Genomic DNA, 15,921 nt, shown 5'->3' on the forward strand with positions numbered 1-15,921 from the left:
TGACATTTTTTCTACTGACATTTCTATATTTTTCTTATATAATTATAGATAATAAATATCATATATCCGGGAGCGGGCACTCCCCTTATATGAAACGTACAGGAGGCACACAGTATGGAAACATCAAACGTTTATTTTACATCTTTTAAAGCAACAGAGCATGAAAATCTGCTCCAGAAATTACACCGTCTTATGAAAACAGCCGGTTTTGAAACGATCGATTTTACTGACAAATACGCAGCGATCAAAATACATTTCGGTGAATATGGCAATCTTGCATTTCTTCGTCCGAATTATGCCAGAGTCGTTGCCGATTATGTCAAGGAACTAGGTGGAAAACCTTTCCTCACTGACTGCAATACTTTATATGTCGGCAGCCGTAAAAATGCCTTAGACCATCTTGAGACAGCTTATGTCAATGGATTTTCCCCTTACCAGACCGGATGCCATGTCATCATCGGTGACGGCTTAAAAGGTACGGATGAGACGATCGTTCCGATCGACGGTGAATATGTCAAAGAAGCAAAGATCGGACATGCCATCATGGATGCAGATGTTTTTATTTCCCTGACGCATTTCAAAGGTCACGAGATGGCAGGTTTTGGCGGTGCACTCAAAAACATCGGCATGGGATGTGGTTCAAGAGCCGGAAAAATGGAGCAGCACTGCGATGGCAAACCAAGTGTAGACCAGTCCTTATGTGTCGGATGTGGTGCCTGCAGCCGGATCTGTGCGCACGGTGCACCACAGTTTAAAGATCATAAAGCATCGATCGATCATGATAAATGTGTCGGATGCGGGCGCTGCTTAGCTGTATGTCCGAAGGATGCGATCGCTGCTGATTACAATGATTCCATCGCCATGCTCAACTATAAGATGGCAGAATACAGTTTAGCTGTCTGCAAAGACCGTCCGTGTTTCCATGTTTCACTGATCTGCGACGTTTCACCCAATTGTGACTGTCATGCAGAAAACGATATTCCGATCATTCCAAATGTCGGTATGTTAGCATCTTTCGATCCGGTCGCACTTGACGTTGCCTGTGCTGATCTGTGCAACCAGATGACTCCGGTGGAAAACAGTGTCCTTGGTGAAAATATAAAAGTTCATGGCAATGAGGAAGATCACGATCATTTCCATATGACACATCCGGATACGGAGTGGAGAAGCTGCATTTCTCATGCAGTGAAGATCGGACTGGGACGTGACCAGTATAAGCTGATTACGCTTTAGTGCATTTGAAATTGATATTCAGCCTAATGACCTGCCAGAATTTTTATCTGCCACATTGCATTACACGAATCATTTCACAGACTGCCAAACCAATAATACGAAATATTTTAAATTTTTCCATAATCACCACAATTTGTTTATTTCGACAGTTTTGAAATGAACACCATAAAAATTTACGTACCGCCAAGGGTGTAAAATGAGTTCCCCGGCGAAGGGTGGTTCACAACTTAGCGGCTGGCAAATTGCATCAAGCCAGGATTCGTTTTGTGACTTTGGGAGAAAATTAGACAATCTTAGTCTGCCTGTTCACGATACAGTGTTGTGTTGCCACGGATGGCAGCACAAGTCTTAATGCCCCTGGACGGGGCGTTTAAGACGCACACGTCACTCCGAGAAACACTAAATCAGGCTGACTTAGCTTGCCTTATTTTCGGACAACGAAACAAAACAGTCCCGGCTTGATGCAATTTGCCACTCACAAAACTGCGCCCCTTCGCCGGGGAACTCAAATCACACCCGAACCATCATTTATCACGTAGCTCCCATCATATTTAACCCAATCACATCATAATACCCGAAAAAAGCTACCGCAATTTATGCGATAGCTTTTTTCATCATATCATAAATCAAACTTATACTTCTGACTCTTTTGCATTATCCAACGCGATCAGTTTGGAAATGATCTCCTCACAGATCTGCGTGACATTTTTTCCATCAGTGGCAACTGTAATATCTGCAACAGCCTCATAACGGTCTTTTCGTTTGTCCATCAGGCTGCTGATAAACTCAACATTCATGTTATTGTTCAGGATCGGGCGTTCATCACTGTCTTTGACACGCTCATAGATCGTCTCAGGTTTTGCAGTCAGAAGTACGACACGTCCATTCTTTTTCATGTGATCGGTATTCTCTTCTCTCATGACAACACCACCACCGCAGGAAACGATCGTCTGTTTTCTCTTCTGCATTTCGATTAAAGTATTACTCTCTAAGTTACGGAAATATGCCTCACCGTATTCATCAAAGATCTCAGAAATGGACATACCCTGTTTTTCTACGATCATCTGATCCATCTCCACACGATCCATTTCAAGTTTATCTTTCAGCTCACCGGCGATCGTACTCTTTCCTGCTCCCATGAATCCGATCAGGAAAATATTGTAATCAAACAGGCTCTTTGCCTGGATACGGCGGCTGTTTTTCATGATATATTTGAAAATATCAAGGATCTCTTCCTCGAACTCATTGTCACCGAGTTTGTTCTTTAATGCATCGGTCTGTTTCTTCTCCTGTTCCGGCTGTAAGATTGGAATACCGGTTGCTTTCTTATAAGAAATAATTTCCTGTATATATGACATTCGAACTGCAAGCTGTTCGATGATGATATCATCACATTCTCCAATTTTCTCACGGATTGCTTCTATCTTATCCATTATAATTTACCTGCACTTTCCTCTTTATTCTATAAAAAGCATTATAACAAGATACCTTTCATTCCGCAAGCAAAATATTTTAACACTTTAAAGTATTTATGTTTTAAAGTGGATGATATCATTTTTTACAGCTTTTTATTCAACCACATCTTTCATATCACCAAGATATGCATCAATCAGATCTTCAGAAACATTGTTTTCAATCGACTCATACACAGGTTTACAAAGTTCCCGGATCTGGCTATACATCTCATCACTCAGTGAAATGATCTTTGTACCGCTCTCTTCAATTGTCTGGATACGGGATGCGATACGCTCATCCGACTGCTCTCTGGCATATTCTTTTGCCGTCTCCGCAGCTTCCCGGATAATCTCCTGCTGTTCATCTGTTAAACCTTCAAAAAACTCATCACTGACGATCAGTGAGATCAGGTGTGGCAGATGGTTTGTCTCAACAACATAGTCCTGCTGTTCATACAACTTATTAGAAACAATAACCTCGTATGGATTTTCCTGCGCATCAATGGTTCCCTGCTGTAACCCGATATAAACCTCTGAAAATGTCATCGGTGTCGGACTTGCACCAAGCGCTTTCCAGTAAGCCATATGATAGGAGTTTTCCATGGTACGGATCTTCTGTCCCTTAAAATCAGAAATAGACTGTACATTACGGTTTGTCGTCATGACACGGAATCCCTGATCGGCATATCCCAAAAGAACATATCCTGCATCTCCATATACCTGCTGCATCATGGAAAGGAAGTCAGGGTTATCCACATGTTCCCGCACTTCATCGATGGTTTCAAACACTGCCGGCATATCAAATACTGCAACATCCGGCATAAAAGTTACCTGCGGTGCCGTGTTCTGTACCACAAAAGGAATATCCCCTTCTTTACAGGATTCTAATAATTCCCTGTCTCCGCCAAGTACACTGTTTGGATAAACAGAAATCAGCATAGTTCCATCACTTAAGCGTTCCACTTCCTCAGCAAATTTCTCCGCATAGATCTGTGTGACTGTATCCTCCGGACTCGAACTTCCAAGCGGCCATGCATACCGTTGTACTCTCACCTGATCCTGTGCGTCTTTATTTCCGCAGCCGCTCATCAAAAGTACCGCACCTGCAAGCACTCCGCACACTATTTTTTTCTTATAATTTTTCAATTATTTGCCCTCCTTTTAAAGCAGACAAAGACTGATTGCCGGAATAAATGCGATCAAAAGCAGTGCAAGCAGGAAATATCCGATCATTGGCATTGCTTTTTTTGCGATCTGCATCATCGGCACATTCGTAAGCGAACTTGCCACAAACAGATTGACACCGACCGGAGGTGTAACAAATCCAACTGCAAGGTTTACGATCATCATGACACCAAAGTGGATCGGATTCATTCCAACATGCTGCACGATCGGCAGTAAGATCGGGCTTAAGATCAGAATCGCCGGAGTCGTATCCATGACCATACCAACGATCAAGAGTACCACATTGATCACAAGAAGCAGTACGATCTCATTTGAAAAATGTGTCATGATCCATGCGCTGACATCCTGCGGAACCTGCATCAGCGTAAGTACACGCGAAAATGCCGTCGATGTTGCAAGGATAAATAAGATCGGTGCATAGGTCTTCATCGCCTCCACCATAATGCCCCAGATCTGTTTTACTTTAATGGACTTATAAATAAACAGACTGACAAATAAAGAATAAAATACAGAAATGACAGCCGCCTCTGTCGGTGATGCCACACCGGTATAAATACAGCCAAGTACGATCACCGGACTGAGCAGTGCCCAGATGCTCTCTTTTAAAATATTGAAGAAACCTTTTTCTTTGAGCTGATTCATTTTTGCCTGGATCTTTTCTCTGTCTTCTCCATGATGGCGGCAGTAATAATATGCATAAAAGATCAGCAGTGCACTGATCATCATTCCAGGTACGATTCCTGCTAAAAACAGATCACTGACTGATTCACCCGTCGCCATCGCATACATGATAAATGGAATACTCGGCGGGATGATAACTCCCAGACCGCCTGCCACAGCAACGATCGCCGTGGAAAAATCTTTCTCATAACCAAGCTCGATCAGAAGCGGGATCGTCATACTGCCGACTGCCGCAACCGTCGCCGGGGCTGATCCTGAGATTGCACCATAAAACAGACAGGTAATAATCACTGCACATGGAATCCCCGCTCTTTTATTTCCAAGGAAATATACAAATACATCAAATAATTTTTCTGAAATCTTGCCGTGTGCCATGAGGATTCCCGCAAGCACAAACATCGGCACTGCAAGTAACGGGAAACTGTCAATTCCTCCGACCATGGAACGGATGACATATCCGGCACTTGCCGTAAAAGAAGCATCAAATGCTCCCGGCAGTACAGCTACAATTCCAAGTGAAATAGAGATCGGAATTGCAATGATAAGACATATGGCAAAAATAATAAAAACAACAACTGCTGACATCTATTTCTCCTTTCCCACTGCAGAATGTGAATCATCTGTATTTACATGATCCGGCTGTTCCGGAGCCTCAATCACTGCTTCCTCGATCACGGACGCGATATTACCCTCTTCTAATGGCTTCTTTTCTTTTCCAAGCAAAATACGCCACTCACCAAACCAGCGCTGCACGATACGGAATGCGGTCAGAATAAAGCAGAAAAACGGAGCCGACTGTACATAATACATTGGCAGTCCACATGCCGGGCTGACCTGTCCACTCTCGATAGTTGCCTTTAAATACAGGAAGGAGAACGGTATCAGATAAACAAAAAAAACAAATTCCACGGTCAGATTTGTGATTTTAAAAATAGTTTTTCCACGTTTTGGGAACATTTTGATAAACTGATCCACCTTGATAGAAATGCATTTTCTGGTACAGAGACTCACACTTAAAAATGCAGACCATATAAACAGATATCTTGTGATCTCCTCTGACCACGAAAGCGATACTCCAAGAATATATCTGGAAAATACCTGACATCCCATGATCAGCGTCATAGCCGCTAACATGAGAACCATCAGAATTTCTTCAAGACTTTCGTCTATGACATGAATAAATTTTTTCATGCAGCCTTTTCTCCTTCCTTCGTATAACTTCTCTTTATCAATATACAAAATCATTCATTTGTAATAAACGATTTTATACTTATTATTATATCTTATCAGATTTCTCTGTTTTTTCTAATGCAATTCTAACAAAAACCGGATGTCAAAAAACTCCATTCGACATCCGGTTTTGTTTTCTTATGAGAATTGTCTCGGTACGGGACATCCATTTTTATGGCTATTCTTACATACTCTCATGAATCAGATTTAAAATTGTATTTAAGTCTGCTGCATTCATCTGGCCCGGTGCAGATGCTTTTCCAACTGCTCCAAAAGTCAGTGCAGAACCGAATACTTCACCACAGAGACGGCTGATCAGACCAGTTCCTGCCATAGACATGGTGATGATCGGTCTGTCTGCATATTCAGATACCATCTCTTCTGTTGCTGCAAGAAGTGTTAAAACATCTTTTTTATTCTGCGGCATTACTGCGATCTTCGGAATATCTGCGTCTAAATCCTGCATTTTGCGGAGACGTCCTACGATATCATCTTTATCCGGTGTCTTGTCAAAGTCATGATTGGAAGCAACAACTGCCACACCAGCTTCATGTGCAGCTTTAATGATCTCTTTCACATAAGAATCACCTGTGAAAGCCTCCACATCAACCAGATCAACCAGCCCTGTTGCTGCTGCTTTTTTATTTAATTCTACATAAACATCTGGCTCGATCGCTTTCTCGCCACCCTCTTTAGAGGTACGGAAAGTGAACAGGATCGGTGTATTGCCAAGTGCCGGACGAAGATCTTTTAATACGTCCTCGACCTGTGCAAAATCAAACACACCGTCAAACCAGTCAACACGCCACTCAACAACATCCATTTTTACATCTGCAAAAGATTTTGCTGCTGCAAGAATCTCTTCTTTTGTTTTACCAACAATCGGTACACAGATCTTCGGCACGCCTTCACCGATTCTGACACCGCGGACTTCTACATAGTTGCTCATATGAATCCTCCATTCCTGTGTGTAAAAATCTCTTATATGATTCTTCACACGAATCTTTTTTAATTATCTGCTTTTGCCTGCACAACCATACTTGTATAACGAAGATTTACAAATAATCCAAGTAATACACCTACTGCTGTTAATACGATATTCATAACCATAACCTGTGAAGGCTGCATCTTTGATGCTGCTGTCAGGATCGTATAATTACACAGTGAGGAAGCGATCATAACAAGTGCCGTTACCGTTCCCTTGATTTTCGGGAAAAGCATGTTGCAGACTGATGTAGCGATCTGAAGCAGTCCGCCTGCGCCTGCCCAGCCGATCAGGAATGCACCTGCGATCATAAGAGGCTGGCTCTTTCCAACTAATACAACAATTAATGTAGCAAGACAGATTACCGGATAGATCACGATAAATCTGACATCTTTAATTTTTCTTGTTAATATTGCTGTTACGATAAGTGCAAGCATTGTTCCTGCGGAATAGTAAGTCTGCATGATGGAAGGATCTGTCCAGCCCACATTCTCTTTTGCAAAGTTCTGCGCACAGTTTAACCAGAGCTGGAATGTACCGGTACAGGTAAAACCGATCAGGATCATTGCAACAGACTCGATGGAAAAATGTGTATGTTTTAAGCTGGCGATCAGTCCTTCTTTTTCTCCCGCTGCCTTCTGATCCGCATCCGGAAGCGGAAAAAGCATTACTAATACTAATAATACAATATAAATGATACCACATCCAAAGAATAATGTGTTATAAGATGTAAGACCTGCTGCTGTTGTTGCTACCGTTACGCCAAGTACGAATGGCAGGATCATCTGTGCGATTGCAATGAAAAATTTAATTCCCATCGTTGCAACACCCGGTGCTTTATAAATGATCTCACCTACAGCCGGGTAAATTCCGGTATCAAGGAAAGAGTTGGCAACACCTCCGATGATGGCACAGATATATGCGATCTGATATCCACCATTTGTTCCTGCATTAAATGCAAGCGCAAGACCGATCAGATATACTGCATAAGAACCGCTTCCGATTGCAGTAGAGATACGACGTCCTAACTTATCAGAAAGAGGACCTGCAAATGGAAGTGCGATCAGTCTTCCCAGTCCAAGTGCGGCAGAAATAGCTGTGATCGCCATAGCTTCCACACCCCAGGATGCAGCAAGAGCTTCCTTGATCACTGCCTGTCCTAAAATAGAACATCCGACACCATGGATAAAATAATTTAAATAAAGAATCAGTGCGCTCGGTAAATATTTTTTATTCATTGATTTTCTCCTCAATTTGAGTTGTGATGCAGCGGCATTTTTTCATACCGCCGCATGTGACTGGGGGATTTTATTCGTATTTGATGTTTAATACTTCTTTCATATGCTCGATCGGCATATCTTTTCCAGTCCAGAGTTTAAATGCTGCTGCTCCCTGGAATAACATCATGCCAAGACCGTTCATTGTCTTACATCCAACTTCTTTTGCCATGGAACGCATCTTTGTCTCAAGCGGAGAATAAGGTACGTCTACAACGATCAGTTCCGGACGGAAGAAAGATTTATCAGGAACAACGGACATTCCCTCTAACGGTTTCATACCAACACCTGTTCCGTTTACGAAGATGTAAGAATCTGCCATCTCTTCTCTTAATTTCTCTTTGTCGTCTAAATCATAAAGAGTAGCTTTGCAGTTTGTTCTCTCATTGATCTTTTTCACAGTTGCCTCTGCGTTCTCCCAGAATTTATCATGAATGTTGAAGATAGAGATTTCTTTTACGCCATCTAATGCAGCCTGGATCTCGATTGCTGTTGCAGCTCCGCCGGCACCTGCGATGGTCATTTTCTTTCCGATCACGTCGATGTCGTTGTCTTTTAATGCCTGCATAAATCCGATACCATCTGTGATATGTCCTGTTAATACACCGTTGTCATTAACGATCGTATTTACAGCTCCGCAAAGCTCTGCAGCCGGTGATAATTTATCAAGATACTGACCAACAACTGTTTTGTTTGGCATAGATACGTTAGAACCAACCATCTTTAATGCGCGAAGACCTTTGATCGCATCCTCTAAGGTACTGTTGTCAACCTCGAATGCAAGGTAAGCATAGTCAAGTCCTAAATATGCAAATGCCTCATTGTGCATTGCCGGTGAACTGGAATGTCTGATTGGGTAAGCCATTAATCCGATAAGCTCTGTGTGACCTGTGATTCTCTCTGCCATAGTAGTGTTCTCCTTTTTCTTTTTTGTTTGATTTTCTTATTTAGTTTCATGTTTTTAACATTACCTGCCCGCTTTGTTAAAAACTTAACAACCTCTGATGTAATTATTATACAACGCTTTTTTCAATACATCCAATGCCAATTTCATGCTTTTTTAATAGTTTTAATGTACTAATCATGATATAATGTGTACAAAAACAATGGTTTTATTTTGTAATCCATAGATATTATCTATCATTTATAAGGAGATCTATACATGACACTTAATCAATTGAGTTATTTTTACCAAGCAGCCGTCCTTCAGCACTTCAACCAGGCAGCAGAAAAAATGAATATTTCAGAACCAAGTTTAAGCCGTTCCATTGCTGCTTTAGAAAATGAACTTGGTGTCACACTTTTTGAAAAACGCGGGCGAAATGTCACGCTCACAAAAGCCGGGGAGATTTTTTTAGAGCATGTCACGCAGATTTTAGATGATGTTACACGCGCCTCAAATAAAATGCAGCAGATTGCAACAAACGGTGGACATATTGATATTGCTTATGTTTCCCCGCTTGCCCGTGAATTTATTCCAAATACGGTACGCGCTTTTCTTTCCTTAGAGCAGAATAAAAATATTACGTTTCATTTTTTTCAGGATATTACTTCCATGAATATAGAAGGTCTGAAGAAAGGTTCTTATGATCTGATCTTTGGTTCCTACTCTGCGAATGAACCAAATATTGAGTTTATACCTATTATAAAGCAGGACCTTGTGGCAATCCTTCCCATAGGACATCCTCTCGGTAAAAAAGCTGAAATTGAAGCCGGGGATTTCGAAAAATACCCGGTGCTTGGATACGCAAGACATTCCGGTCTTGGCAAATACACACGTAACTTTTTTAATGACCACGGAGTGATCCCGAATTTTATCTGCGAGTCTCCGGATGAAAACGGAATTGCCTCACTTGTGGCAAAAAACTTTGGGATTGCTCTCGTTGCCGATGTTGATACGATTCACAGGGATGATATCTGCATCAGACCGCTCATTTCACAGGAAACTTTTTCACACACGGTATATATGGGATATATGCGGGGAAAATATCAACTGCCGGCTGTGCAGAGGTTTATCCAGTTTGTACGGAAATCATACCATTGATAATGCAGCTGTCAGCTTGCCCGAAACTCATTCCATTGATAATGCGGCTGTCAGCTTGCCCGAAACTCATTCCATTGATAATGCGGCTGTCAGCTTACGCGAAACTCATTGCAGGCTGTGAATATTGTGAGGCGGGAACCCATTTAACGAAGGCACGCTTACGCTGCCTGTCGCTCGCAGCGGTACTAAGCGACCAGAATACGGTCGCTAAGTACCGGCGGCTCCAGAGCACCTTCTTATAAATGGGTTCCCGCCTCACAACTGACTTTACTGTATCGGTGAGTTTCGCTTCACTCTGTTTTCTGTATCGATGAGTTTCGCTTCACTCTGTTTTCTGTATTGATGAGTTTCGCTTCACTCTGTTTTCTGTATCGGTGAGTTTCGCTTCACTCTGTTTTCTGTATTGGTGAGTTTCGCTTCACTCTGTCTCCTGCGTGACAAACTGGATAAAGGATTTCGCTACGGGGGAGAGGTAGCGTTTTTTCATGGTGGCAAGGTAGACATGGCGTTCGTATTCCGGGTTTGTGATGGTCAGGGTTTTGACGTCGAGGGTTTTTAAGATTGGAATATCCGGCATGACTGCAATGCCAAATCCCTGGGCGACAAGTCCTGCCATGCTGCCGTCTTCCTCTATTTCAAAGGCGATCTTTGGAAATACGCTGATCTGTTCATACATCTGGTCGATCACCGGGCGCAGTCCGCTTCCTTTCTGGAAATAGATCTGTGGATAATCTACGGTATCTTTTAAATCCACCGTGTCGTACATGGCAAGCGGGTGGTTTTTCGGTACGGCAAGCACTAACTTCTGATCGCCGATCTGCCGGAATTCGATATCCGGCTCCCCGTCCTGATAAGAGGAAAATACCATATCATACCTGTCATTTTTCAGTCCCTCTAAAATATCTCCTGTCGTTCCGACAATAAAATGAAACTCAATATGGTAATCCGGGTAAGCATCTAAGAATCTCCGCACCATTTTCGGTACAAATGTACTGCCTAAAGTATAAATATAAGCAAGATGTATCATACCTTCTTTGCTTCCATTTAATTCTTTTGTCCGCTGCACCCCCTCCTTTAATACTTTTAAGGATTCTTCCACATATGGAAGAAAAATCTTTCCATAACGTGTCAGAACAACATTTCTGCCTTTTTTTTCAAACAATCTCGTTCCCAGTTCCTGCTCTAACTGTGCGATCGCATGACTTAATGATGGCTGTGTAATCGATAAGATCTGCGCCGCCCTTGTATAATGTTCTTCCTTTGCCAATGTCTTAAAATACTGTAACTGACTTAAATTCATGAATCCATCCCCCGGTTTCTTCCGAATTGTTTCAATATTATAAGAATAACAATCTTACCGCGCAGAATCAATAGAGAAAATCTATCATTTTCCCCGAAAAAACGAATTGGATTTTTTTAATATTTCGGGGTACATTAATCACAGAAAGAGCACACAGACTTTTTCATTGTTAAAAAAGTAACTATCTAAAACACAATTATCTGCCCGCTCAATACTGCACGCCTACCGCGCCACGTTTTCTGACATTCTAAAAGCTATGCTGCAGTTTTCACCATCCAACAATCTCAACCACACAATTTATTCATTTAAATGCAAAGGAGATTTTATCATGAAAAGCAAATACCCTCATATTTTTGAACCAATGACCATCCGTCGTATGACCGTAAAAAACAGAATCGTTATGACACCAATGGGAACAAACTATGGTGAGCAGAACGGAGAAATGAGTTTCCTTCATATTAATTACTATGAGCAGCGTGCAAAAGGCGGTACTGGTCTTTTGATCGTGGAAAACGCAAGTGTTGATTCCCCTCAGGGTTCTAACGGTACTACACAGCTTCGTATCGATTTAGACAACTATATCCCGCGTCTTTTCAAATTATGTGAAAACGTACACAAACACGGTGCATGCATCGCTATCCAGTTAAACCATGCAGGTGCTTCTGCAATGTCTTCCCGTATCGGAATGCAGCCGGTTTCTGCTTCTGATGTACCTTCTAAAGCAGGCGGAGAGATTCCTCGTCCATTAGAGAAAGACGAGATCATGCATATTGTAAAAAAATACGGTGAAGCTGCAAAACGTGCACAGATCTGTGGATTCGATGCAGTTGAGATCCATGCAGGACACTCTTACCTGATCAGCCAGTTCCTTTCTCCTACTACCAATAAGAGAACAGACGAATTTGGCGGTTCTCCGGAAAACCGTGCAAGATTTGCCAAACTGGTTATCGAGGAAGTTCGTAAACAGGTCGGACCTTTCTTCCCGATCTTCGTTCGTATCAGTGCTGACGAGATGGTAGAAGGTGGAAATACTTTAGAGGATACCTTAGAGTATTTACAGTACTTTGAAAAAGAAGTCGATGTATTTGACGTTTCCTGTGGTCTGAATGGTTCCATCCAGTACCAGATCGATGCAAACTATTTACCGGACGGATGGCGTTCTTACATGGCAAAAGCTGTAAAAGAAAAATATGGCAAACCATGTATGACCGTTGGTAACATCCGTGATCCGAAAGTTGCTGAGGATATCTTAGCAAAAGGTGATGCTGATTTCATCGGAATGGGTCGTGGACTGATCGCAGATCCGGAATGGGTAAACAAAGTTGAGTTTGGAAAAGAATGTGATATCCGTAAATGTATTTCCTGTAATATCGGATGTGCAGGACATCGTATCGGATTAAATCAGCCGATCCGTTGTACTGTAAACCCGGCAGTCAACTCAGGCGAAGATTACATGAAGCATAAGATCAACAAACCTTGCAACGTCGTAGTCATCGGTGGCGGTACCGCAGGTTTAGAGGCAGCCTGCACTGCAGCCGAAGTCGGATGTACCACTTTCTTAATCGAGAAAAAAGCAGAGCTTGGCGGACTTGCTTCTGTAATCTCCAAGATTCCGGACAAGAAACGTTTAGCTGACTTCCCGAACTATATGATTCACCGTGCAAGCAAACTTCACAACTTATTCATCTTCAAAAATACAAGTGCTACACCAGAATTAGTAAAGAGCTTGAACCCGGATATCATCGTAAATGCAACAGGTTCTGTACCTACATTACCACCGATCACCGGTCTGCATGACCTTGTTGACAAAGATAACAGCAACGTTGCTACTGTATTAAAGATGATCGACCGCATCAATGAATATCCTGAAAAAATGGATGGCAAAAAAGTTGCGATCATCGGTGGTGGTGCCGTAGGTCTTGACGTAATGGAATTCTTTACCGAGCGCGGTTCTGATGTAACCATGGTAGAGATGCTTCCAATGATCGGAAATGGTCTTGATCCGGTTACAAAATGCGATACCAACGCTAAGATGGCAAAATACAATGTAAAACAAATGACAAATACTGCACTGCAGGAAGTTCAGAACGATCGCTTTATCGTTAAAAACCCACAGGGTGAGATCGAAGAAATTCCATTTGATTATGGATTCATCTGCCTTGGTATGAGAGCAAACAACCCGATCTTAGATCAGTTGGAGGAGACTTTCGCTGATACTAACGTAGAGATCGTAAATATCGGTGACAGTAAACGTGCAAGAAGAATCATTGAAGGTACTGAAGAAGGACGTAATATCTTAAATGTACTTGCAAAACATGATTATCTGTAATCCCAGAGAGTATTTTAATTCATAGGATATAATTTCCTATAAAATAGTAATCGTAAGCAAAATACCGCTCATCATAAAAACAGCCTGGAATTTCAAAATCCCAGACTGTTTTTTTATATATTCTTTCATCCAATATCCAGTTTTGCTCTGAATACATCACAATTTTATATATGCCTTCTTCTTTCCATCCAATATTCTTCAGATTTTAGCTGAAGAATAACTTCTTCACATCATCGACCGGCATATCCTGTCCGGTGTAAAGTTTGAATGCAGCAACCCCCTGCCACAATAACATTCCTTTTCCACCAACACAGGTGCATCCTGCTTCTTTTGCTTCCCGAAGGAGCTTTGTCTCTTCCGGATTATATACAGCATCTGCAACAACAAGTCCCGGACGGAATGCAGACAGATCTTTTACAACGCTCTGGTCATCCATCGGTTTCATTCCAACGATCGTGGCATTTGCAAAAATATCACTTGACTGGATCTCCTCTGTCATTTTTGCGGTATCTGCAATATCATATACATTTACCACACACTCCGGCACTGCTTTTTTGATCTTCTCTGCAGTCTGCAGTGTTCTCTCAAAAAATGCATCCTTGATATTGAAAATAGAGATTTCTCTCGCACCATCTAAGGCACACTGTACCTGAATCGCTGTTGCGGCACCACCACCTCCGGCTACCGTGATCTTTTTGCCTTTGATCTCGATACCGTGATCTCTTAAATTATGTACAAAACCTTCGCCGTCTGTGATATGACCGGTCAGTTTTCCGTTATCATTGACGATCGTATTGACCGCACCAATGATCTGTGCTGCCGGTGACAATTCATCCATGTATTTTGCAGCCTCAACCTTATCCGGCATGGTAACATTGCAGCCACGCATATTGAAAGTCTTCATTGCAGCGATTGCATCCTTTACTTTATCTTCCTTTATATCAAAAGCCACATAAGCATAATCTAATCCCAGCTTCTCAAAGCTGTAATTGTACATCGCCGGTGATCCTGAATGACCAACCGGTGAACCGATCAATGCTAAAAGACCTGTGTGGCCTGAAATACGCTTTTCCATGTTTAAAATCCTCCTTGTTTTCCGAAGGAAAATGTGACTGTCTTTACAGGAGCAGAGGATTTTCCTCCTTGTTTTCTTACGCAAAATTATTTTAGTAACATGATATCCTCTTTTTCTGATAATATCAAGTACTTTTTTTATTTAAAGCATTAAAGTACTGAATAAAATGCAATTTGACAGAACCGGATGTATTTCTTAAAATAATTTGTGTACCTTTTTCCCAACAAATGATGGTTTGTGGGTGATATGCGTCGCCCGTCCAAATGGTGTGTCGCAGGTCTGTGAGCGGCATCTTGCGCAAAGCCGAATTAATTTTGGTTCCGTTGTCCGAAAATAAGAAAAGCTAGGTCTGCCTGATTTAGGTTATGGCGGAGTGACGTGACCGGCGTTCAACGAGCCATCCTTGGCTCGTGAAGCCTTGTTCTGCCATCCGTGGCAGAACATCACTGTGTAACTACAGGCAGACCAAGTTTTTCTAATTTTCTCCCAAAGTCACAAAATTAGCTTCGACTTTGCGCAAGATGCCAGCCGTCAGGTTATGAACACCATTTGGGTGGGCGGTTCATCTCGAAACTGGGGGCGTAGGTGCGAATTTTTGATATTCGCTTGAATGAAAATATGCTTAAAATGCTAATGTGCTGTATCATTAATATTCATCCTAAGGAATTGCTAGAATTTTTATCTGCTGCATTGCATAATACGGATTACTTGGCAAATTGCCAGACCAAATAACACAGAATATTTTTTCAAATTTGTATGGCAATAAACATGGGCATAGTGGAATACATTGAAATTTTTTCCAACGTTATCAAACAAATAATAAACTATTGAATATAGTTATTTGGAAATATTTTTTTAATCAGATTCAGACACAAAACACTAAAAATTTACGTCCCTCAAGGTTGTAAAATGAGTTTCCCGGCGAAGGGTGGTTCACAACCTTGCGGCTGGCAAATCGCATCAAGCCGGGATTCGTTTTGTGACTTTGGGAGAAAATTAGGCAATCTTAGTCTGCCTGTTCGTAACACAGTGTTGTGCTGCCACGGACGGTAGCACAAGTCTTAATGCCCCCGGACGGGGCGTTTAAGACGCACACGTCACTCCGAGAAACATTAAATCAGGCTGACT

12 protein-coding genes are annotated in these 15,921 nt (G+C 41.9%); 3 read left to right on the plus strand and 9 right to left on the minus strand.

The window, feature by feature from the left end:
- The first annotated feature begins 114 nt into the window (after positions 1-114).
- A complete protein-coding gene (locus DW650_RS16140; RefSeq protein WP_118210517.1) occupies positions 115-1,233 on the plus strand; it encodes a DUF362 domain-containing protein in 1,119 nt (372 codons plus the stop codon).
- Between the two features lie 632 nt (positions 1,234-1,865).
- On the opposite strand, the gene DW650_RS16145 is transcribed toward DW650_RS16140, so the two are convergent.
- The 7 genes from DW650_RS16145 to DW650_RS16175 all read right to left on the minus strand — a co-directional run bounded on the left by DW650_RS16145 (position 1,866) and on the right by DW650_RS16175 (position 8,952).
- Positions 1,866-2,666: a shikimate kinase gene (locus DW650_RS16145; RefSeq protein ID WP_118210518.1), complete on the minus strand. Its 801-nt coding sequence runs from the start codon at positions 2,664-2,666 to the stop codon at positions 1,866-1,868.
- Positions 2,667-2,801: 135 nt separating this feature from the next.
- Positions 2,802-3,833, minus strand: a complete 1,032-nt coding sequence (locus tag DW650_RS16150) for a TRAP transporter substrate-binding protein (RefSeq protein WP_118210519.1) — start codon at positions 3,831-3,833, stop codon at positions 2,802-2,804.
- A gap of 15 nt (positions 3,834-3,848) precedes the next feature.
- On the minus strand, positions 3,849-5,138 hold the full coding sequence (locus DW650_RS16155) for a TRAP transporter large permease (protein ID WP_117922318.1): 1,290 nt from the start codon (positions 5,136-5,138) through the stop codon (positions 3,849-3,851).
- Positions 5,139-5,744, minus strand: coding sequence for a TRAP transporter small permease (locus tag DW650_RS16160; RefSeq protein WP_118210520.1), 606 nt, complete (start codon positions 5,742-5,744; stop codon positions 5,139-5,141).
- 223 nt (positions 5,745-5,967) lie between these two features.
- Complete coding sequence (aroD, locus tag DW650_RS16165; RefSeq protein WP_117922316.1) at positions 5,968-6,732, minus strand: type I 3-dehydroquinate dehydratase; 765 nt, start codon at positions 6,730-6,732, stop codon at positions 5,968-5,970.
- 59 nt (positions 6,733-6,791) lie between these two features.
- Complete coding sequence (locus DW650_RS16170) at positions 6,792-8,006, minus strand: MFS transporter (protein ID WP_118210521.1); 1,215 nt, start codon at positions 8,004-8,006, stop codon at positions 6,792-6,794.
- 70 nt (positions 8,007-8,076) lie between these two features.
- Complete coding sequence (locus DW650_RS16175) at positions 8,077-8,952, minus strand: shikimate dehydrogenase (protein WP_117922314.1); 876 nt, start codon at positions 8,950-8,952, stop codon at positions 8,077-8,079.
- Positions 8,953-9,207: 255 nt separating this feature from the next.
- Between DW650_RS16175 and DW650_RS16180 the strand changes: the two genes are divergently transcribed.
- Positions 9,208-10,089, plus strand: coding sequence for a LysR family transcriptional regulator (locus DW650_RS16180; protein WP_118210522.1), 882 nt, complete (start codon positions 9,208-9,210; stop codon positions 10,087-10,089).
- Between the two features lie 418 nt (positions 10,090-10,507).
- On the opposite strand, the gene DW650_RS16185 is transcribed toward DW650_RS16180, so the two are convergent.
- Positions 10,508-11,389 carry a LysR family transcriptional regulator gene (locus DW650_RS16185; protein WP_118210523.1) on the minus strand — a complete coding sequence of 294 codons (882 nt, stop codon included), beginning with the start codon at positions 11,387-11,389 and terminating at the stop codon, positions 10,508-10,510.
- Between the two features lie 328 nt (positions 11,390-11,717).
- Here DW650_RS16185 and DW650_RS16190 point away from each other — a divergent pair, with 328 nt between their 5' ends.
- Positions 11,718-13,718, plus strand: a complete 2,001-nt coding sequence (locus DW650_RS16190) for an NAD(P)/FAD-dependent oxidoreductase (RefSeq protein WP_118210524.1) — start codon at positions 11,718-11,720, stop codon at positions 13,716-13,718.
- Between the two features lie 205 nt (positions 13,719-13,923).
- Here DW650_RS16190 and aroE read toward each other — a convergent pair whose 3' ends face one another.
- Positions 13,924-14,793 (minus strand): shikimate dehydrogenase, encoded by an 870-nt coding sequence (aroE, locus tag DW650_RS16195; RefSeq protein WP_118210525.1) that lies wholly within the window; start codon positions 14,791-14,793, stop codon positions 13,924-13,926.
- Positions 14,794-15,921 lie beyond the last annotated feature (1,128 nt).

Source organism: Roseburia sp. AM23-20 (genome assembly GCF_003470905.1).
In the GTDB taxonomy this organism is placed as follows: domain Bacteria; phylum Bacillota; class Clostridia; order Lachnospirales; family Lachnospiraceae; genus Roseburia; species Roseburia rectibacter.